Annotated in this window: 17 protein-coding genes; 13 read left to right on the top strand and 4 right to left on the bottom strand. The window is 65.4% G+C overall.

Going from position 1 to position 19,029, the window contains the following annotated elements; all coding sequences use genetic code 11:
* Positions 1–61 precede the first annotated feature (61 nt).
* From AC2FNL_RS14745 to AC2FNL_RS14720, 6 genes are read left to right on the top strand one after another with little or no spacing between them, the layout of a single operon-like run.
* Positions 62–2,515, top strand: a complete 2,454-nt coding sequence (locus AC2FNL_RS14745) for an FAD-dependent oxidoreductase (RefSeq protein WP_496834106.1) — start codon at positions 62–64, stop codon at positions 2,513–2,515.
* Complete coding sequence (locus tag AC2FNL_RS14740) at positions 2,512–3,591, top strand: alcohol dehydrogenase family protein (RefSeq protein WP_496834105.1); 1,080 nt, start codon at positions 2,512–2,514, stop codon at positions 3,589–3,591. The genes AC2FNL_RS14745 and AC2FNL_RS14740 overlap by 4 nt, the downstream gene beginning before the upstream one ends.
* Positions 3,588–4,166: a dimethylsulfonioproprionate lyase family protein gene (locus tag AC2FNL_RS14735; protein WP_496834104.1), complete on the top strand. Its 579-nt coding sequence runs from the start codon at positions 3,588–3,590 to the stop codon at positions 4,164–4,166. The genes AC2FNL_RS14740 and AC2FNL_RS14735 overlap by 4 nt, the downstream gene beginning before the upstream one ends.
* Positions 4,163–5,269, top strand: a complete 1,107-nt coding sequence (locus AC2FNL_RS14730; protein ID WP_496834103.1) for a mandelate racemase/muconate lactonizing enzyme family protein — start codon at positions 4,163–4,165, stop codon at positions 5,267–5,269. Before AC2FNL_RS14735 ends, AC2FNL_RS14730 begins: the two co-directional genes overlap by 4 nt.
* Positions 5,266–6,372 (top strand): mandelate racemase/muconate lactonizing enzyme family protein, encoded by a 1,107-nt coding sequence (locus tag AC2FNL_RS14725; protein ID WP_496834102.1) that lies wholly within the window; start codon positions 5,266–5,268, stop codon positions 6,370–6,372. The genes AC2FNL_RS14730 and AC2FNL_RS14725 overlap by 4 nt, the downstream gene beginning before the upstream one ends.
* Positions 6,373–6,382: 10 nt before the next feature.
* Entirely contained in the window at positions 6,383–7,681 is a 1,299-nt protein-coding gene (locus AC2FNL_RS14720; protein WP_496834101.1) for an aspartate aminotransferase family protein, read from the top strand.
* On the opposite strand, the gene AC2FNL_RS14715 is transcribed toward AC2FNL_RS14720, so the two are convergent.
* From AC2FNL_RS14715 to AC2FNL_RS14705, 3 genes are all read right to left on the bottom strand, one after another.
* The gene (locus AC2FNL_RS14715) at positions 7,678–7,896 is read right to left on the bottom strand and encodes a DUF1127 domain-containing protein (RefSeq protein ID WP_496834100.1); all 219 of its coding nucleotides are present in this window, start codon (positions 7,894–7,896) and stop codon (positions 7,678–7,680) included. The genes AC2FNL_RS14720 and AC2FNL_RS14715 overlap by 4 nt on opposite strands.
* Positions 7,897–8,019: 123 nt before the next feature.
* The gene (locus tag AC2FNL_RS14710; protein WP_170585199.1) at positions 8,020–8,415 is read right to left on the bottom strand and encodes a carboxymuconolactone decarboxylase family protein; all 396 of its coding nucleotides are present in this window, start codon (positions 8,413–8,415) and stop codon (positions 8,020–8,022) included.
* Between the two features lie 2 nt (positions 8,416–8,417).
* A complete protein-coding gene (locus AC2FNL_RS14705; RefSeq protein ID WP_093964528.1) occupies positions 8,418–9,236 on the bottom strand; it encodes a cyclase family protein in 819 nt (272 codons plus the stop codon).
* 251 nt (positions 9,237–9,487) lie between these two features.
* On the opposite strand from AC2FNL_RS14705, the gene AC2FNL_RS14700 reads away from it, so the two are divergent.
* From AC2FNL_RS14700 to AC2FNL_RS14675, 6 genes are all read left to right on the top strand, one after another.
* A complete protein-coding gene (locus AC2FNL_RS14700) occupies positions 9,488–11,584 on the top strand; it encodes a 3-hydroxyacyl-CoA dehydrogenase NAD-binding domain-containing protein (RefSeq protein ID WP_496834099.1) in 2,097 nt (698 codons plus the stop codon).
* A complete protein-coding gene (locus tag AC2FNL_RS14695) occupies positions 11,584–12,759 on the top strand; it encodes an acetyl-CoA C-acyltransferase (RefSeq protein WP_496834098.1) in 1,176 nt (391 codons plus the stop codon). The genes AC2FNL_RS14700 and AC2FNL_RS14695 overlap by 1 nt, the downstream gene beginning before the upstream one ends.
* 102 nt (positions 12,760–12,861) lie before the next feature.
* Positions 12,862–14,052, top strand: a complete 1,191-nt coding sequence (locus AC2FNL_RS14690) for an acyl-CoA dehydrogenase family protein (protein WP_496834097.1) — start codon at positions 12,862–12,864, stop codon at positions 14,050–14,052.
* A gap of 1 nt (position 14,053) precedes the next feature.
* Positions 14,054–15,181, top strand: a complete 1,128-nt coding sequence (locus AC2FNL_RS14685; protein WP_496834096.1) for an acyl-CoA dehydrogenase family protein — start codon at positions 14,054–14,056, stop codon at positions 15,179–15,181.
* Positions 15,162–15,581, top strand: coding sequence for a PaaI family thioesterase (locus AC2FNL_RS14680; protein WP_496834095.1), 420 nt, complete (start codon positions 15,162–15,164; stop codon positions 15,579–15,581). Before AC2FNL_RS14685 ends, AC2FNL_RS14680 begins: the two co-directional genes overlap by 20 nt.
* 39 nt (positions 15,582–15,620) lie before the next feature.
* Positions 15,621–17,111, top strand: a complete 1,491-nt coding sequence (locus tag AC2FNL_RS14675) for a class I adenylate-forming enzyme family protein (protein ID WP_496834094.1) — start codon at positions 15,621–15,623, stop codon at positions 17,109–17,111.
* Positions 17,112–17,265: 154 nt separating this feature from the next.
* Here AC2FNL_RS14675 and rpe read toward each other — a convergent pair whose 3' ends face one another.
* On the bottom strand, positions 17,266–17,955 hold the full coding sequence (rpe, locus tag AC2FNL_RS14670; protein ID WP_496834093.1) for a ribulose-phosphate 3-epimerase: 690 nt from the start codon (positions 17,953–17,955) through the stop codon (positions 17,266–17,268).
* Positions 17,956–18,139: 184 nt separating this feature from the next.
* On the opposite strand from rpe, the gene phnC reads away from it, so the two are divergent.
* Positions 18,140–18,961, top strand: coding sequence for a phosphonate ABC transporter ATP-binding protein (gene phnC, locus AC2FNL_RS14665; RefSeq protein ID WP_496834092.1), 822 nt, complete (start codon positions 18,140–18,142; stop codon positions 18,959–18,961).
* The last annotated feature ends 68 nt before the right edge of the window (positions 18,962–19,029 follow it).

The following is a 19,029-nucleotide window of genomic DNA, read 5'->3' as shown; positions in this document are numbered from 1 at the left end:
GATGGTACAAATGTGGCCTTAGCCTGTCGAGAAGAAAAGCGACTCGGTGAGAGGAAAAATCATGTCCGGGAAGGAACTGCCGTCACAGGCCCGCGTGGTGATCGTGGGCGGAGGTGTCATGGGCGTCGGTCTGGCCTATCACCTGGCGCATGAGGGCTGGACGGATGTCGTTCTGCTGGAAAAGGCCGAGCTGACCAGCGGCAGCACCTGGCATGCGGCCGGGCAGATCACCCATTCGACAAGTTCCTTTGGTCTGGGCAAATGCGTGGACTACAACATCGGGCTATATTCCGGTGCGCTTGAGGCCGAGACCGGGCAGGCGGTGACATGGCACGGCTGCGGCTCGTTCCGGCTGGCCTATACCGAGGACGAGATGGACTGGCTGCGCCACACCCTGTCGGTGGGCCGGTCGCTGGGCTTCAACATTGAACTGGTCGGTGCCGACCGCGTGGCCGAACTGCACCCGTTCTACAACCTCGACGGGGTTCTGGGCGCGCTGCATACGCCGGATGACGGGCATGTGGACCCGACGAACGTGACCATGGCTATGGCGGCGGGGGCGCGTCAGCTGGGCGCGCGGATCATCCGCCGCTGCCGGGCCACCAACGTCACCCAGGCGGCCAATGGCGAATGGGTGGTCGAGACAGAACGGGGCACGATCCGCTGCGAACACGTGGTGAATGCGGGCGGCACCTATGCCCGGCAGATGGGCGAATGGTCGGGCCTGCAACTGCCGATGACCTCGATGACCCACCACTATTTCGTGACCGAACCGGTGCCACAGTTCCAGGACCTCGATCACGAGTTGCCGGTGATCCGCGATGACCGCAAGGTCTCGGGCTATATCCGCATGGAGCAGAAGCGCGGGCTGATCGGGATCTACGAGAAGCAAAATTCGAACTCGGTCTGGCATGACCATTGCCCGTGGGACTATGAAAACTGGCTGTTCGACGCCGATTACGACCGGGTCATTCCGTGGCTGGAGGAAAGCCTGAACCGGATGCCGGTCTTTGCCGATCTGGGCATCCAGCGCGAGGTGCACGGGGCGATCTCGCACCCGCCCGACGGCAATCCGCTGATCGGCCCGGCGCCGGGGGTGCGAAGCTACTGGTGCTGCTGCGGCACGCAGATCGGCATCGGCTGGGGCCCGGGCCTGACGCGCGAACTGGCGCGGTGGATGGTGCATGGGGCGGCGGACATCTCGATGCGGGACTATGATCCGCGCCGGTTCGGGGCCTATGCCACCAAAGACTGGCAGGTCACCAAGGCGCATGAGGATTACAAACTGCGCCACGAAATTCCATTTCCGCATTTCAACCGTCTTGCCGGGCGGCCGATCAAGCCGTCCCCGCTGTATGACCGGCTGAAAGCCAAGGGGGCGGTGTTCGAAGAGGTCTATGGCCACGAGCGCCCCCGCTGGTTCGCAAAGCATGGCGTTGAACAGCGCGACCATTATTCCTTCCGCCGCAATGTGGTGCACGACATGGTCGGCTCCGAATGCAGGGCCGTGCGCGAGGCGGTCGGCATCATGGATATCTCGGCCTTCACCAAGGTCGAGGTCAGCGGCCCGGATGCCCGGGTCCTGCTGGACCGGCTGGTCGCCAACCGCCTGCCGCAAAAGGTGGGCGGCATCGCGCTGACCCACATGCTGAACCGCCGTGGTCGGATCGAGCTGGAGACCACGGTCGTGAAGCTGGCCGAGGACCGGTACTACCTCGTCTGTGCCGCCTTCTTCGAGCAGCGCCTGCTGGATCACCTGACCCAGCATCGCGACGAAGAAAACGTCGATATCATCCTGCGATCCGACGACTGGGCCGCGCTCAGCCTCAATGGCCCCCGGGCGCGCGAGGTTCTGGCCGCCTGCACCAATGCCGACCTGAGCAATGCCGGTTTCAAATGGCTGACCGCGCAGGAAATCGACGTGGCGGGTCACCGGCTCTGGGCTTTCCGCATGTCCTATGCCGGTGAATTGGGATGGGAACTGCACATGCCGCGTGACAGCGCCTTGGCCGTCTACGATGCGCTCTGGGCCGCGGGCGCGCCGCATGGCATCGCCGATTACGGGTCGTTCGCGATGCACGCGCTGCGGATGGAGAAGGCCTTCAAGGGCGCGGGCGAGTTGACCAACGAGGTCACCCTGGCCGAAGCCGACGTGCTGCGCTTTGCCTGCACGGACAAGGAATACCTGGGCAAGGACCGCACCCTGAACCCCGATCTGCGCTGGTTCTGCGCCTATCTGGAGATCGAACCGGATGGCCAGAACGATGGGCATGGCGGCGAGGCGGTCCTGCTGAACGGCGAGGTCGTGGGTTCCACCGCCTCGGTGGCCTACGGGCATACGGTCGGCAAGATCCTTGCCTTTGCCTATGTCAAACCGCAGGCCAATGTGCCGGGAACCGAAGTGCAGGTGGTGATCGCCGGCGCGCCGCGTCCCGGGCGGATCCTGGGCGCGCCCGCCTATGACCCGCAAAGCCTCCGGCCCCGCACCGATACCGCGATGGAGGCTGCAGAATGATCCCGAAGACCATGAAGGCCATGGTCCTGACGGGGCATGGCGATCTGGACAAATACGAATGGCACGAGGACTGGCCCACGCCCACACCCGGCCCGATGGAGGTGTTGATCAAGGTCGGCGCCTGCGGGCTGAACAACACGGATGTGAACACCCGCACCGGCTGGTATTCCAAGGCGGTGGACGAGCCGACCACCGGCGGCGCCTATTCCGAGGTGGATGACGACGACAGCACCTGGGGCGGCGCACCTCTGACCTTCCCACGCATCCAGGGCGCGGATGCGGTCGGCACGGTCGTGGCCGTCGGCGAGGGGGCCGATCCTGCGATCATCGGCCGGCGTGTGATCGTGGCGGGCTGGCTGCGCGACTGGTCCGAACCGATGAACCGCGACAAGGCGGGATATTTCGGCTCGGAATGTGACGGCGGCTTTGCCGAATACACCAAGGCCGACATCCGCGGCGTGGCTGCGATCGACTCCGACCTGAGCGATGCCGAACTGGCGACCTTCAGTTGTTCCTATGTGACGGCCGAGGGCATGTTGGAGAGGGCGCAGGTCGGCGAGGGCGACACGGTTCTGATCCCCGGCGCCTCGGGCGGTGTGGGCGGGGCGCTGATCCAGCTGTCCAAGCTGCGCGGCGCACGCGTGATCGCCATGGCCAGCGCGGCCAAACACCCGGAGGTTGCCAAACTGGGCCCGGATCGCATCCTGCCGCGCAACCCCAGGAACCTGCGGGCCGAGCTGAAAGGCGAACGGATCACCGTCGTCGCTGATGTCGTGGGCGGAGAGATGTGGCCAAAACTGATCGACATGCTGGAGCGTGGCGGGCGCTATACCTGTTCGGGCGCGATTGCCGGTCCGATCGTGCAATTCGACCTGCGCACCTTCTATCTGCGCGATCTGACCTTCACCGGGTCGACCGTGAACACGCCGCAGAACTTCTTTGATGTCGTGAAATACATAGAAAATGGGCAAATCAGGCCAGCTTTGGCCGCCACTTACCCGTTGACTGAACTGCGAAAGGCCCAGCAGGCCTTCATCGACAAGCGTCATACCGGCAACATCGTGGTGATCCCATGACCCTGGAAAACGTTCTAGAAGCCGCGCGGCACCTGCATCAGAGCCTGCCGGCGCTGTCCGAATTCGGCAACTGGCCCACCGACCTGACCGCGGCCGGATTGCAACCGCGAGCGATCCCCGCCACGCCGCTGGTGCAGGCGCTGGATCAACCCGGATCACCCCGGACAACGGGGCTGGTTCAGGCGATCCGGTCGGCGGCGCATCTTGCCTACTGGAAACGCACCTATACCGAGGCTGAGGTCGGCGCCGATTTCCGCAATCGGTACGGGTATTTCGAACTGTTCGGGCCAACCGGTCATTTCCATTCGACCCAGCTGCGGGGCTATGTCGCCTATTGGGGCGCCGGGCTGGACTATGACTGGCACAGCCACCAGGCCGAGGAGCTGTACCTGACGCTGGCGGGCGGCGCGGTCTTCAGGGTTGGCGGAGATCGGGCCTTTGTGGGCGCTGAAGGCACGCGGTTGCACGCCAGTTGGCAAAGCCACGCCATGTCCACGGGGGATCAGCCGATCCTCACTTTCGTGCTGTGGCGGGGCGAGGGGTTGAACGACCTGCCCAGGATGGACGCCGCATGAAGATCACCCGCATCTCGGTCTTTCACGTCGATCTGCCGCTTGAACATCCCAATTGGCTTTCCGGCGGGCGTCTGAAATTCGAGGTGCTGGATGCCACTTTCGTCAAGATCGAAACCGATGCCGGGCTGACCGGTTGGGGCGAGGGTACGCCGTGGGGCCACACCTATGTGCCCGCGCATGGGCCGGGCATTCGGGCGGGGATCGAGACCATGGCGCCCTTCGTCCTTGGGCTGGACCCGCGCCGGGTTCTGGAGGTCGAGCGGGCGATGGACCACGCGCTGCCCGGGCATCTTTACGCCAAATCGCCAATCGACATGGCCTGCTGGGACATTGCCGGACAGGCGGCCGGGCTGCCGATTGCCGATCTGATGGGCGGCGGGTCGCGCAGCCCCGCGCCGATCGCCTCCTCGGTCGGGGCCAAGACCCTCGAGGAAACCCGCGCGGTGATGGATCGCTATCGCGGCCGCGGCTATTGGGTGCATTCGGTCAAAGTTGGTGGCGACGTGGAGCGTGACATAGAACGCATCCGCGATGTCGAGGCGCACCGCCCAGCGGGTGAGCGCATCCTCTATGACGTCAACCGCGCCTGGACGCGGCAGCAGGCGCTGCGGGTGATGAAGGCCACCGAGGATCTGGGCGTGATGTTCGAGCAACCGGGCGAGACGCTGGACGACATCGCCGCCATCCGGGCCCTGCATTCTGCGCCGGTCAGCGTGGATGAAAGCCTGGTCACCCTGCAGGACGCCACGCGCATTGCCCGAGGCGGGCTGGCCGAGGTCTTCGGAATCAAGCTCAACCGTGTCGGCGGCCTGACCAAGGCCGCGCGGATGCGGGACATAGCGCTGGCGCATGGCATCGACATGTATGTGATGGCCACCGGCGGCTCGGTTCTGGCCGATACCGAGGCGCTGCATCTGGCCGCCACCATCCCGGATCACAACCGCCTGGGCGTCTGGGCCTGTCAGGACATGCTGACGCTGGACGTTGCGGGCGGGCGCGGTCCACGCAATCGTCAGGGCCATCTCGAACTGCCCGAGGCTCCCGGCCTCGGCGTGGCCCCGGATGAAGATGCACTGGGGGATCCAAAGGCCGTGTACCAATGACCCGCATCACCCGCATTTCGCTCTGGCATGTGCCGCTGACCAGCCATCAGGCCTATTACATGGCTGACGGCAAGGCCTGCGACACGGTTGAAACGGTGATTCTGGCGCTGGACACCGATGACGATCTGACCGGCTGGGGCGAGGTCTGCCCGATTCCGCATTACCTGCCCGCCTATGCGCGCGGCGTGGCCCCGGCGGTGCAGGACATGGCCGCGGTTCTGCTGGGCGCCGACCCGATCGGACCCGAGGCGTTGATGGCGCGGCTGGACCGGCACCTGCCCGGGCATGTCTATGCCAAATCGGCGATCGACATCGCGCTGTGTGATCTGACGGGGCAGGTGGCAGGGCTGCCGCTGCATGCGCTGCTGGGCGGTCGGCGGGCGCAGACGATGCCGCTCTATCACTCGATCACCTGCATCGCCCCGGCCGAGATGGCCCGCATCGCCCGCGAGGCAAAGGCACAGGGCATCACCCAGTTCCAGGTCAAGCTGGGCGCGGATGCCGATTGGCAGGCCGATGTTGAGCGCCTGCGTCTGGTGCGCGAGGCGGTGGGCGATGGGCCGCTGGTCTATGGCGACTGGAACTGCGGCGCCACGTCTCTGGACGCCAGCCGGGTGGGGCTGGCGGTTGCGGATCTGGATGTGATGCTGGAACAGCCCTGTGCCACGATTGAAGATTGCGCCCGCGTGCGCGCTGCCACCGGCCTGCCGATGAAGCTGGACGAATGCGCACACGACACCGCCAGCCTGCTGGCCGCGCATGCGCTGGGCTGCATGGACGCGGTCGCGGTGAAGCTGTCGAAATTCGGCGGGCTGTCGGCGGCGCGCCGCGCGCGTGATCTGTGCCTGCATCTGGGGGCGAAGATGTGCGTCGAAGACACTTGGGGGTCTGACATCACCACCGCCGCCCTGTTGCATCTGGGCGCGGCCACGGAACCGGCGCGCCTGATGAACGTGTGCGACCTGTCGGGCTATGTCGCGCCGCGGCTGGCGCCCGATGGCCCGGCCCGCAAGGGCGGCCGGATCGCGCCGCCCGACAGGGTCGGCCTGGGCGTCGCGCCCGACCGCGAATACCTGGGCGCGCCGGACGTGATACTGGATTAGGGAGGCGACCATGCCGCGACATCTCAGCCAATCCGAATGGGGCCAACGCGCCCGCGCGGTACTGCCCGGCGGTGGCTTTGGCAATTTCGACCCGTCGGTCTTCATCCGCGAGGGCCGGGGTAGCCGCGTCTGGGACGAAGACGGGACGGAATATGTCGACCTGCTGATCGGCTCGGGGCCGATGCTGCTAGGCCACGGCCACCCCGAGGTGTTGGAGGCCGTCGCCGAACAGATGCCCAAGGGCATGACGTTTTTCGCCAACAACGCGCGCGCGGTCGAACTGGCCGAGGAGATCTGCGCCGCCGTGCCCTGCGCCGATCAGATCCGCTATGTCTCGTCCGGCGGTGAGGCCGACATGTACGCGATCCGGCTGGCCCGCGCCTTTACCGGCCGCGACAAGATCGTGAAGTTCGAAGGCGGCTATCACGGCATGAGCGCCGAGGCGCAAATGAGCCTGGCCCCGTCGCGGATGGTGAATTTCCCGCAGGCGGTTCCCGACAGTGCGGGCATACCGGCCAGCGTTCAGGCCGAAATGCTGATCGCGCCGTTCAACGACCCGGACTACATCCGCTCGCTGCTGGCCGAGCACGGCGATCGGATCGCGGGCATCATCGTCGAGCCCTTGCAACGCATCATCCCGCCCGAACCCGGTTTCTTGCAGCTTCTGCGGGACGAGGCCGACAAGTACGGCGTCGTGCTGATCTTTGACGAGGTGGTGACCGGGTTTCGTTTCGCCTATGGCGGCGCGCAGGAGCTGTATGGCGTGACCTCCGACATCGCCACGCTGGGCAAGATCATCGGCGGCGGCTTTCCCCTGGCCGCGATCGCCGGGCGGGCCGAGATCATGGCCCATTTCGACAAACCCTCCGTTGGGCCAGAGAAATGGCTGATGCAGTTGGGGACTCTGTCCGGCAATCCGGTGGCCGCGGTGGCCGGGCTCAAGACGATGGAGGTGCTGCGCCGTCCCGGTCAGTACGACCGGCTGCGCGCCAATGGTCAGCGTCTGATGGACATGGCCTCGGTCGCGCTGACCAAGCGGGGGGTTGCCCATCGCGTCATCGGCGATCCGACCCTGTTCGAAATCGTGTTCACGGAAGGAAAGGTGCGGGATTATCGCGATGTGGTCCGCGCGGACACGGCCAAGGCAACCCGGTTCAATGCGGTTCTGATGCAGAATGGGATGTTCAAGTCGCCGGGCAAGACCTATCCGTCCCTGGCGCTGACCGAAGCGGACTTTGACGTGTGCAAAGCCGCCTATGCAAAGGCCGCGCAGGCCGTGGCCGAAATGCAGGATGCGGGCGTGTCCTAGTAGACGCCCGCCATCACCAAACGCACGATGTCTTCGCGCTTGAGGCCGCGCGCAGCTAGTTCTTCGTCGGTCAACTCGCTGAGTTGCTTGATCTTGATGACCTTGGCATTTGCTTCGCCCATGCGGATCAAAGCATCATAGATGCCGCTGAACACATCGGCGACGGCCGAAAACAGGTTCAGGATTGCCGGGCGGTGCGTGCTTGTCTCTGCCATGAGCGGAGCCTCTCTGGTCTGTATGTGACCAAAGAGATTTAGACCTGATGCTGCAGTGCAGCTAGGCACTTGAGGGAATAGCCGCTGTGCATCTGGTGCAAGTCTGGCCCGACAGGCGCAGGCTCAGGCCTTGAACTGGTCGTCCACCGGCACCTGCAAAGCGGTGGCTAGGGCGTTGGTCTGGCTGGCCATCGCGATCACCGCCAGCAGTTCGGCCTGCATCTGATCGGTCAGGCCCTTGGCGCGGGCCGCGGCCGAATGGGAGTGCACGCAGTATTCGCAATTGTTGGCGACTGAAACCGCCACATACAGCATCTCCTTCATCAACGGGTCCAGCGCGCCGGGGGCCATGACGGTCTTGAGCCGCTCCCACGTCGCTTTCAGCAGCGCCGGGTCATGGGCCAGAGCGCGCCAGAAATTGTTGATGTAATTAGTATTGCGGGTGGCGCGGATGTCATCGAAGACGGCCAGCGCCTCGGCGCTGACCTCTTCGTCCGTCAACAGGCGAACCGTTGACATGCTCAGACCATCGCAAAGATGCGCGCCGGGCCGCCCGACCCGCCGCGATGGGCCGGCGCGCCGACCACCAGCGTCGCTCCGCTGGCGGGCACCTTGTCGAGATTGGCCAGGTTCTCGATGCCGTAGCGGTTGGTGGGCAGCCACGCGTAATGCGTCACGAAATCCGCCGATGGCCCGTGGTCAAGTGACAGCGTGTCGACGGCCAGCGCAACCGCGCCGGTTCCTTCGATCAGCATCTGCGCCGCTTCGACGTGGAAGCCGGGGAAATGCATCTTGCCGTCGCCGTCGGCGTTGCGGAATTCGGGCGTGGCGGTCTTGGTGGCCCATCCCGAATGCATGGCGACGCAGGCGCCATCCGGGATGTCGCCATTTGCAGCGATCCACGCCTTCAGGTCATCGGGGGTCACCTGGGCATCCGGGTCCTCGGCCGCGCGGGCGGCAATGTCCACCACGCACAGCGGGCAGACGAGGTTCGACACCGGGATTTCGTCCACCGACTGCCCATCCGCCGAGAAATGCAGCGGGGCATCGACATGCGTGCCGGTGTGTTCGTTGACGGCAAGGTTGAACAGGTTGAAGCCATGTTCCTTGAAATTGAAGGCCTGGGTCGCCTCGATCCCCGGCTGGCCGAAATAGGTGGGAAAATCGGCATCGTAGACATGGGTCATGTCCAGCACCTCGCCATGGCCCGCGGCCAGCGCCGGCGGGGCTGCTACCGTCCCAAGCGTCGTGCCTGCCGCCATCGCCGCGCCAGCCTTGAAAAAGGAACGGCGGGATAGCATCCGGTCTTTCAACGCGTTCATTACGCAAACGTCACACATTTCAAAACTCCCTGTTCTGCAATCTGTTTTCGTTCCTGGCCGAATTCATTGGCCGGGTGGGCAAAGCCTAGCACGGTTTTCCGCGATCCGGTTCACAAGTTGTTTGGGGCCTGCTCGCCGGCAACAAATGCGGCCCGGCGGCGCAGTCGGGTATAAGGGGTTGAACCCGCGCGCGGACGGGTACAATCTATAGTGGAATACTGTTCCGCCATGCGGAACAAGCTGTGGTTGGCAAGAGGAGACCAAGTCTGATGTCCGAGGCGGTGGAATACGAACGGATTGGCGATATCGCGGTGCTGGCGGCGAACAACCCGCCGGTCAATGCGCTGGGCGTGGACGTGCGCCGGGGCCTGCTGGCCGGAATCGAACGGGCCGAGGCCGAGGGCGCAAAGGCGGTGTTGATCTACGGCAAGGGCCGGACCTATTTCGCAGGGGCCGATATTCGCGAGTTCGGCAAACCCCCGCAAGAGCCGTGGCTGCCGGGCCTGTGCGACCGGATCGAGGCCTCGCCCCTTCTGCTGGTTTCGGCGTTGCATGGCACGGCGCTGGGCGGCGGGCTCGAGGTTGCGCTGTCCAGCCACTACCGCATCGCGGTTCCCTCGGCCAAGGTCGGCCTGCCCGAGGTCAATCTGGGCATCCTGCCGGGTGCCGGGGGCACCCAGCGTCTACCGCGCGTGGCCGGGGTCGAGGCCGCGCTCGACATGATCACAACCGGCCGCCATGTCCGGGCCGACCAGGCGCTGAAGCTGGGCGTGATCGACAAGGTTCAGGATGGCGACCCGCGCGAGATCGGGCTGGCCTATGCGCAGGAGCTGCTCGACTCGGGCGCGCCCCGCCGCGCGGTCGGAGAGATGCCCGCGCCGGACCCCGTCGATTTCGATGCGGTCTACGAGGCCGTTCTGAAGAAGGGCCGCGGCCAGCTGTCCCCCGCCATTGCCGTGCGCGCGGTACAAGCCGCCTGCGAGGCGCCCAGCTTTGCCGAAGGCATGGCGCGCGAGCGGGAACTGTTCATGCAATTGATGGATTCGGATCAGCGCAAGGGCCTGATTCACGCCTTCTTTGCCGAACGCGCCGTGGGCAAACTGCCCGAACTGAAGGGTGTCGAGCCGCGCCTGGTGCATCAGATCGGGGTCATCGGCGGCGGCACGATGGGCGCGGGGATCGCCACCTCCGCCTTGCTGGCGGGTCTGCCCGTGACTTTGCTGGAGATGATGCAGGAGGCCGCCCATGCCGCCAAGGACCGGATCGCCGGAAACCTGGCAGGGGCCCTGAAGCGCGGCAAGATCAGCCAGCAGCAGCACGACGCGATCCTGTCGGACCAGCTGCGGCTTGCCACCGGGTATGACGCGCTGAGCGCCGTCGATCTGGTGATCGAGGCCGTGTTCGAGGATATGGACGTCAAGAAACAGGTCTTTGCCCAGCTGGATGCGGTCTGCAAACCGGGGGCGGTTCTGGCGACCAACACCTCGTATCTGGACGTCAATGAAATCGCCGCCGCCACCACGCGCCCGCAGGACGTGATCGGGCTGCATTTCTTCTCGCCCGCCCATGTGATGAAGCTGCTTGAGATCGTGGTGGCCGACAAGACCGCGCCCGAGGTGGTCGCCAGCGGTTTTGCGCTGGGGCATCGGCTAAAAAAGGTCTCAGTGCGCGCAGGGGTGTGCGACGGGTTCATCGGCAACCGGATCCTCAGCACCTATCGCACCTGCGCCGACCACATGGTCCTGGACGGGGCAAGCCCGTTCCAGATCGACAAGGCGCTGACCGATTTCGGCTTTGCCATGGGGCCGTTCGCCGTGTCCGATCTGGCCGGGTTGGATATCGGCTGGGCGGTGCGCAAACGCAAACGCGCCGAGGGGCTGGACCCGCGCGCCCGCGACAGCAGCTATGCCGACAAACTGTGCGAGGCCGGGCATTTCGGGCAGAAGACTGGCCAGGGCTTCTATGCCTATGAAAAGGGCAGGCGCGGTGGCACGCCCAACCCCGAGGTTCTGGACCTGATCGCGGCCGACCGCGCAGCGCAGGGCATCACCCCGCGCACGTTCACGGATGACGAGATCGTGCGGCGATATATGGTCTCGATGGTCAACGAGGCCGCCAAGGTGGTGGGCGAGGGCATCGCGCGCCGCCCCTTGGACGTGGATGTGGTGCTGCTCTATGGCTATGGGTTCCCGCGCTATCGCGGCGGGCCGCTGAAATGGGCCGATCTGCAGGGTCTGCCGGGTATTCTGGATGATATCCGCGCGTGGTCGGCCGAGGATGACTATTTCTGGAAGCCCGCGCCGCTGCTGGAAAAACTGGTGGCCGAGGGCCGCAGCTTTGACGATCTGAACAAGGACGCCCAGTGATGAAACAAGCCGTAATCGTATCCGCCGCGCGCACCGGGCTGGCCAAATCGTTCCGGGGCTCGTTCAACATGACCCACGGCGCCACGATGGGCGGCCACGCGGTTCAGGCCGCGGTCGAACGGTCGGGGCTGGACGGCGCCGAGATTGAGGATTGCATCATCGGCTGCGGCTTCCCCGAGGGCGAGACCGGCGGCAACATCGCCCGCCAGATCGCCATCCGGGCCGGGCTGCCGGTCAGCGTTTCGGGGATGACCGTGAACCGGTTCTGCTCGTCGGGGCTGCAGACCGTGGCGCTGGCGGCGCAGGCCGTCACCGAGGGCAGCGCGGGCCCCATCGTGGCCGGCGGGGTCGAGAGCATCTCGCTGGTCCAGCCGAAGACCCGCCCCGTGCCCGAGGCGTGGATTCAGGAGCACAAGCCGGCGATCTACATGACGATGATCGAGACCGCCGACATCGTGGCCGAACGCTATGGCATCAGCCGCGGAGAACAGGACGCCTACGGCCTGCGGTCGCAACAGCGCATCGCGGCGGCGCAGGCGGCGGGCAAGTTCGACGACGAGATCGTGCCGATGCAGACCACCATGGCGGTCAAGGACAAAGAGACGGGCGAGGTCTCGCACCGGCAGGTCACCGTGGACCGGGATGAATGCAACCGGCCGAACACGACGCTGGAAGGCCTTGCCTCACTCGAGCCGGTGCGCGGCCCCGGAAGCTACATCACCGCCGGCAATGCCAGCCAGTTGTCGGACGGCGCAGCCGCGGTGGTCGTGATGGACAGCGCCGAGGCTGAGCGTCGGGGGCTGGAGCCCATGGGCGCGTTCAAGGGGTTCTGCGTGGCGGGGTGCGAGCCCGACGAGATGGGCATCGGACCGGTCTTTGCGGTGCCGCGCCTGCTGGAACGGCATGGTCTGAGCGTCGAGGACATCGACCTGTGGGAGCTGAACGAGGCCTTCGCCTCGCAAGCTCTGTACTGCCGCAACCGTCTGGGAATCGATGACGAGAAATGCAACGTCAACGGCGGCTCGATCGCCATCGGGCATCCGTTCGGCATGACCGGCGCGCGGATGGTCGGGCACTTGCTGCGCGAAGGGCGGCGGCGCGGGGCAAAGCTGGGTGTCGTGACCATGTGCATCGGCGGCGGCATGGGCGCGGCCGGTCTGTTCGAGATCTATTGAAGAAAGGGGCACCGGGCCAGCCCATCGAGGGCCGGCCCGGCGCAGCCCGGCCCGTGGGGCCGAGTAGGCAAGGTTCCGATCGCGTCGAGGAGGAGGGCGGCTGTGGACTTGAATTATACGGACGAGGAGAAGGCCTTTCGCGACGAGGTTCGCGCCTTTCTGGCCGAGAAACTGCCCCAGGAGATCTCGGACAAGATCCGGGCTGGCCGGAACATCGGCAAGGAAGGGTATGAGTGGTGGCATGCCACGCTGAACGAGCGCGGCTGGTTGAATTTTAACTGGCCGAAGGAGTTTGGCGGCGCCGAGTGGAACGCGGTTCAGCGCCATATCTTCGAGGAGGAATGCGCCGCCGCCTATGCGCCGCGCATCGTGCCGTTTGGACTGTCGATGCTGGGCCCGGTGCTGCAGAAATTCGGCTCGAAGGCGCAGCAGGACTATTTCCTGCCGCGCATCCTGAATGGTGAACACTGGTGGTGCCAGGGCTATTCCGAGCCGGGTGCCGGGTCGGACCTGGCCTCGCTGAAGACCCGCGCGGTGCGGGACGGCGACCACTATGTCGTCAATGGCCAGAAGACCTGGACCACGCTGGCGCAATACGCCAACTGGATCTTCTGCCTGGTTCGCACCGACCCCGAGGTCAAGGCACAGGAAGGAATCTCGTTCCTGCTGATCGACATGAACACGCCGGGGATCGAGGTGCGCCCCATCGTCCTGCTGGACGGAACGCCCGAGGTCAACGAGGTGTTCTTTGACGATGTGCGCGTCCCGGTCGAAAACTTGGTGGGCGAGGAGAACAAGGGCTGGACCTATGCCAAGTATCTGCTGACGCATGAACGCACCAACATCGCCGGTGTCGGCTTCAGCCAGGCGGGGCTGGACATGGTCAAACGGATTGCCCGGATCGAAACCGCGAATGGCCGCCCCCTGATCGAGAACCCGCATTTCGCCGCCCGGCTGGCGCGGGTCGAGATCGACCTGATGGCAATGGCCACCACCAACATGCGCATCATCAGCAAGGCCGCGGCCGGACAGGCACCGGGGGTCGAAAGCTCGATGCTGAAGGTCAAGGGCACGATCATCCGGCAGGAGATCAACGACTTCGCCCGCCGCGCGGTGGGGCCTTATGCGATGCCTTTCGCCTCCGAGGCGGTGGCGGGCGACAACGACCCGATCGGGCCGGACTATGCCGCGCCGGTCGCCGCCCAGTATTTCAACAACCGGAAACTGTCGATCTTCGGCGGGTCGAACGAGATCCAGCGCGGGATCATCGCCAAGGTCAAGATGGGGGGCTGAGATGGATTTCAACCTGACCGAAGAACGGCAGATGCTGCAGGACACGTTGCGGCGCTATCTGGCCGACCGATATACGACTCCGGTGCGCAACGACATTCTGGACAGCCCGGCGGGGTTCAGCGCCGACATCTGGCGCGAACTGGCCGATCTGGGCGTTCTGGGCGCGCTGTTCGACGAAGCGGATGGCGGGTTCGGCGGGGCGGGCTTTGACATCGCCACCGTGTTCGAGGAACTGGGCCGGGCCGGGGTGGTCGAGCCGGTTCTGGACAGCTGCATTCTGGGCGGTCGGCTGATCGCGCAGGAGGGCAGCCCCGATCAGCGGGCGCTGCTGGATCAGGTGATCTCGGGCAAGCTGCATCTGGCGCTGGCGCATGGGGAGCCTGCCAGCCGGTATGACCTGAGCAGGGTCGAGACCACCGTGCGGACCGACGGCACGGACCTGATCCTGAACGGGCGCAAGGCAGTGGTCGTGAATGCCGAGGCCGCCGGGCGATTGATCGTATCCGCGCGTGAAACCGGCGGGCCGTTCGATCTGGACGGCATTTCGCTGTTTCTGGTGCCTGCTGGCACACCGGGTCTGGGCTTGCGCGGGAATCCGATGCTGGCCGGGGGGCGCGCGGCCGAGGTCACTCTGGACGATGTGCGCCTGCCGGAAATCGCGCGTCTGGGCGCTGCGGGGCAGGGGTTCGATCCGCTGATGAACGTTGTGGCCGCAGCCAATGTCGCGCTGGTCGCCGAGGTGCTGGGTGCGATGGAAAGCGCGGTGGAACTGACAAGGCAATACCTGATGACCCGCAAGCAGTTCGGCCGCCCGATCGGGACCTTTCAGGCCCTGCAGCACCGGTTCTCGGACATGCTGATCGAGCTGGAGCAGGCGCGTTCGGCGGTGATCAACGCGGCCGGTCACCTTGAAGCGCCCGATCGCGACCGGCAGATCGCCGCCGCCCGCAACCTGGTGTCGCGGGTGGGCCGGCTGGTGGCCGAGGAAACGATCCAGATGCATGGCGGCATCGCCATGACGCAGGAATATGAGCTGGCGCATATTGCCAAGCGGATCGTCATGTCGGATCACAGGTTCGGCGACGCGGATTATCATTTGGAGCGGTTCATTGCACTCGGCGCGGCCTAAAGACGACCCAAAGGTCCGGCGATCGGGCTGTCAGAACGCGATCGGGTTCGAGGTGGATCTGTCCGACCCCGACGGCCGCGCCCGGTGCCATTTGACCATCCGGGCGGATCACCTGAACAGCCAGGGCATCCTGCATGGCGGCATCATCGCCATGCTGCTGGACGTGGCTTGCGGCAACACCGCCTCGGCCTGGTTCGACCGGGACGAACATCCGCTGGTTCTGACCCTGTCGCTGAACACAAGCTATGTGGCGGCGGTGCGTCAGGGGCGCGTGACGGCCACGGGGCGCGCAACGGGTGGCGGGCGCACGCTGGCCTATGTGACCGGAGAGTTGCACAGCGACGACGGAACCCTGATCGCAACGGCAGCGGGGGTGTTCAAGCGCACCACGAAACGCTGAGCGCAAAACCGGTTCCGGCGCAGGGGAGGGCGAAGGGACATGAACAAATGGCACGATTATCCGGATGCCCAGATTCGGACCCGCCCGCGGGCCCGCGCCTTTGCCGACGGGTTCGGCGCCGATTGGAGCTTTGCTGACCTCGACCGCGCGATTTCCGAGCTGTCAGACATCCTGCTGGCCTCGGGGGTGCGCCCGTGCGATCGGGTCATGCTGGTGCTTGAGAATTGCAATGCGGCGGTGGCCGCGCTGTTTGCCTGTTCCCGGATCGGCGCTTGCGTGGTGCCGGTGAACGCCCGTCAGACCGAGGCTGAGTTGGCACGCATCGTGGATCACGTCACCCCGGCGGTGATCCTGCTCACGTCGGCGGCGTCGCCGGAGGCGCGCGACCATGCGCGAAGGGCCGGGGCCCAGCCCGTTTCCGGGGCCTTCGGGCAGTTGCACCAGGCCGCGCCGTACCCGAGCGCACCCGACCCCGATCTGGCGGATGTCGCGGCGATGCTGTTCACCACCGGCACGACCGGAACGCCCAAGGGTGTGATGCTGACCCACGAAAACCTGCGGTTCGGCGGGCTGACCTCGGCGAATTTCCGAGGGCTGACGCAGGATGACGTGGTCTATGGCGTTCTGCCGATTTCGCACATCTTCGGGCTGGCTTCGATCGTCACTGGGTCGGTGTTGGCCGGGGCCTTCGTCCAGCTGGATGCCCGGTTCGCGGCGGACCGCGCCTTTGCCGCGTTGAATGCGGGCGTCACGGTGTTTTCGGGTGTGCCGCAGATGCATGCGCTGCTGATGCAATATGCCAAGGAACAGGGGTTGGAGCGGCTGCCGTCGGACGCCCTGCGCTACACCTCGTCCGGGGCCGCCCCGCTGGACCCGGCGTGGAAACGCAAGGCCGAGGCGTTCTATGGCGTCGCGCTGCAGAACGGCTATGGCATGACCGAAAGCACGGCGGGGATCTGCGCCTCGCACAACCGGATCGGGGATCCGGATATCTCGGTCGGCCCGCCCTTGCCGGGGGTCGATCTGCGCATTGACGAAACCATACCCGGCGGCGGAGATGGCGTGGGCGAGATCCTGACGCGCGGCCCGCATGTGATGAAGGGGTACTATCGCAACGCAGAGGAAACGGGCCGGGTGCTGGCTCACGGGTGGCTGCGCACGGGCGATCTGGGTCGTCTCGACGCGCAGGGCAATCTGCACGTTGTCGGCCGCGCCAAGGAACTGATCATTCACGGCGGCTTCAACGTCTATCCGCCCGAGGTCGAGGCCGCGCTGAACGACCACCCGCTGGTGATCCAGTCTGCGGTGATCGGGCGTCGGGTGGGCGGCGACGAACAGGTGCTGGCCTTTGTTCAGGTGCCTGAAATCGGCGCTGTGTCCGAGGCAGAGTTGGCGGAGTTCGTGGCGGAACGTCTTGCGGGCTACAAGCGGCCCAGCCGGATCGTGCTGGCCACGTCATTGCCCGCCGCGCCCACGGGGAAGATCCTCAAGCACAGGCTGCTTGCGCATTTCGCGGATCAACTGGTCTAGGGGCGCAATCCGCAAAAGGCTCCCGCGCCCCCGCGACATCGGCTGCGCCGATCCCGCTTGCGGCCTTGGGCCCGGCATCGCGCCATGCGCGATGCCGGGCCCAACAGGAGGAGACGTTTTGCGAAAAAACGTCGACGACGGGCGGGAGCCGCCGTCAGACCGCGTGGCCTTCAGCTGCTGCGCGAATGGCACGGATGTTCTGGCCATAGATGTCCGGGTTGGCAACCGACCCGCCCTTGAAGACCGCTGAACCGGCAACAAGAACGTCAGCACCGGCCGCTGCGACCAGCGGGGCGGTCGAGGGGTCGACTCCCCCGTCGATTTCGATATGCACCGGGCGGTCTCCGATCATCTCGCGCAGGCGGCGCACCTTCGCGGTCAGGTCGATGAATTTCTGCCCGCCAAAGCCGGGGTTCACCGTCATCACGCAGACCAGATCGGCCAGACCCAGCAGGTGCTCGACCGCTTCGGCCGGAGTGCCTGGGTTCAGCGCCACGCCTGCCTTCATGCCCGCCGCGCGGATGGCCTGCAAGGTGCGGTGCGTATGTGGGCCGGCCTCGACATGGGCCGTCAGATAGTCCGCGCCGGCATCGGCATAGGCCTGGATGTAAGGATCGACCGGCGTGATCATCAGGTGCACATCCATCACCGTCTTGACATGCGGGCGGAACGCTTTGACCGCCGGTGGGCCGAAGGTGAGGTTTGGCACGAAATGCCCGTCCATCACGTCAACATGGACCCAGTCGGCGCCTTGGGCCTCGATGGCTTGGATTTCCTGTCCGAAATTGGCGAAATCGGCGGACAGGATCGAAGGTGCGATCTTGATCTTGCGGTCAAAGCTCATGGCGGCCTCATGTGACAGATCTGATGGTTTAGGTGTTGAGCCCGCGTATAGACGGGACGAGCGGCATTGCCCAGCCCTTGCACAGGCCATCGGCTTTCAGCCCGTTACAAAAGCTTCACCGGATCGACACATCACCGTTGAGCGCCAGCTGTAGACGACCTCCATCACGAATTGGGGGTGGCACGTGCTGCGCATTGAAAAACTGACCAAGCGCTTCGGCGACAATACTGCAGTCGACACCGCAACGCTGGACGTCGACAAGCCATGCATGATCGGGATCATCGGGCGGTCGGGCGCGGGCAAGTCCACTCTGCTGCGTATGATCAACCGCCTGACCGATGCCAGCGCAGGGCAGATCCTGTTTCACGGGCGCGACGTGACCAAGTTGAAAGGGCGCGAAAAACGTGCGTGGCAGGCCGATTGCGCGATGATCTTCCAGCAATTCAACCTTGTGCCCCGCATGGATGTGGTCTCGAACGTGCTGCATGGAACACTGAACTGGCACTCGACGCTGGCGACCCTGTTCAACCTGTTCCCGACCGCGGACATCCACCGCGCCATCGACATTCTCGACCGTCTTGGCATCGCCGAACATGCCCCCAAAAGAGCCGAGGCGCTGTCGGGCGGGCAGCAGCAGCGCGTCGCCATCGCGCGGGCGCTGATGCAGGACCCCAAGATAATCCTGGCCGATGAGCCCATCGCCTCGCTGGACCCTATGAACGCGCAAGTCGTGATGCAGGCCCTGCGCCGCATCCACGAAGAGGACGGCCGCACCGTGATCGCCAATCTGCACACGCTGGACACCGCGCGCCGCTATTGCGACCGCGTGGTCGGGATGCGCGACGGACGCATCGTGTTCGACGGCCTGCCCGAGCAGCTGACCACCGGCGTCGCCCGCGAGATCTACGGCGCTGATGCCAGCTTCTCCGAGGCCGCGACCTCGACCGAGATCGAAACGCTGGATGCCACCCGGAAGGCTCTGATGGAGGCCGAGGCCACGATCTGAGCCCAAACCACCTCATTCATCGCCCGGCCCGATGAATGGGGTGGGCCAATCAACCTGGAGAGAGACAG

The sequence above is a fragment of the Ruegeria sp. CRTD044 genome, from assembly GCF_059613485.1.
Note: the sequence above shows the minus strand (reverse complement) of the source record. Positions and strands in the feature narration are given on the sequence as shown.

What these genes read in the sequence shown, in the direction of transcription:
- AC2FNL_RS14745 (WP_496834106.1), top strand. Translation starts at nt 62, where the DNA reads ATGTCCGGGAAGGAACTGCCGTCACAGGCCCGCGTGGTGATCGTGGGC.
- AC2FNL_RS14740 (WP_496834105.1), top strand. Translation starts at nt 2,512, where the DNA reads ATGATCCCGAAGACCATGAAGGCCATGGTCCTGACGGGGCATGGCGAT.
- AC2FNL_RS14735 (WP_496834104.1), top strand. Translation starts at nt 3,588, where the DNA reads ATGACCCTGGAAAACGTTCTAGAAGCCGCGCGGCACCTGCATCAGAGC.
- AC2FNL_RS14730 (WP_496834103.1), top strand. Translation starts at nt 4,163, where the DNA reads ATGAAGATCACCCGCATCTCGGTCTTTCACGTCGATCTGCCGCTTGAA.
- AC2FNL_RS14725 (WP_496834102.1), top strand. Translation starts at nt 5,266, where the DNA reads ATGACCCGCATCACCCGCATTTCGCTCTGGCATGTGCCGCTGACCAGC.
- AC2FNL_RS14720 (WP_496834101.1), top strand. Translation starts at nt 6,383, where the DNA reads ATGCCGCGACATCTCAGCCAATCCGAATGGGGCCAACGCGCCCGCGCG.
- AC2FNL_RS14715 (WP_496834100.1), bottom strand. Translation starts at nt 7,896, where the DNA reads ATGGCAGAGACAAGCACGCACCGCCCGGCAATCCTGAACCTGTTTTCG.
- AC2FNL_RS14710 (WP_170585199.1), bottom strand. Translation starts at nt 8,415, where the DNA reads ATGTCAACGGTTCGCCTGTTGACGGACGAAGAGGTCAGCGCCGAGGCG.
- AC2FNL_RS14705 (WP_093964528.1), bottom strand. Translation starts at nt 9,236, where the DNA reads ATGTGTGACGTTTGCGTAATGAACGCGTTGAAAGACCGGATGCTATCC.
- AC2FNL_RS14700 (WP_496834099.1), top strand. Translation starts at nt 9,488, where the DNA reads ATGTCCGAGGCGGTGGAATACGAACGGATTGGCGATATCGCGGTGCTG.
- AC2FNL_RS14695 (WP_496834098.1), top strand. Translation starts at nt 11,584, where the DNA reads ATGAAACAAGCCGTAATCGTATCCGCCGCGCGCACCGGGCTGGCCAAA.
- AC2FNL_RS14685 (WP_496834096.1), top strand. Translation starts at nt 14,054, where the DNA reads ATGGATTTCAACCTGACCGAAGAACGGCAGATGCTGCAGGACACGTTG.
- AC2FNL_RS14675 (WP_496834094.1), top strand. Translation starts at nt 15,621, where the DNA reads ATGAACAAATGGCACGATTATCCGGATGCCCAGATTCGGACCCGCCCG.
- rpe (WP_496834093.1), bottom strand. Translation starts at nt 17,955, where the DNA reads ATGAGCTTTGACCGCAAGATCAAGATCGCACCTTCGATCCTGTCCGCC.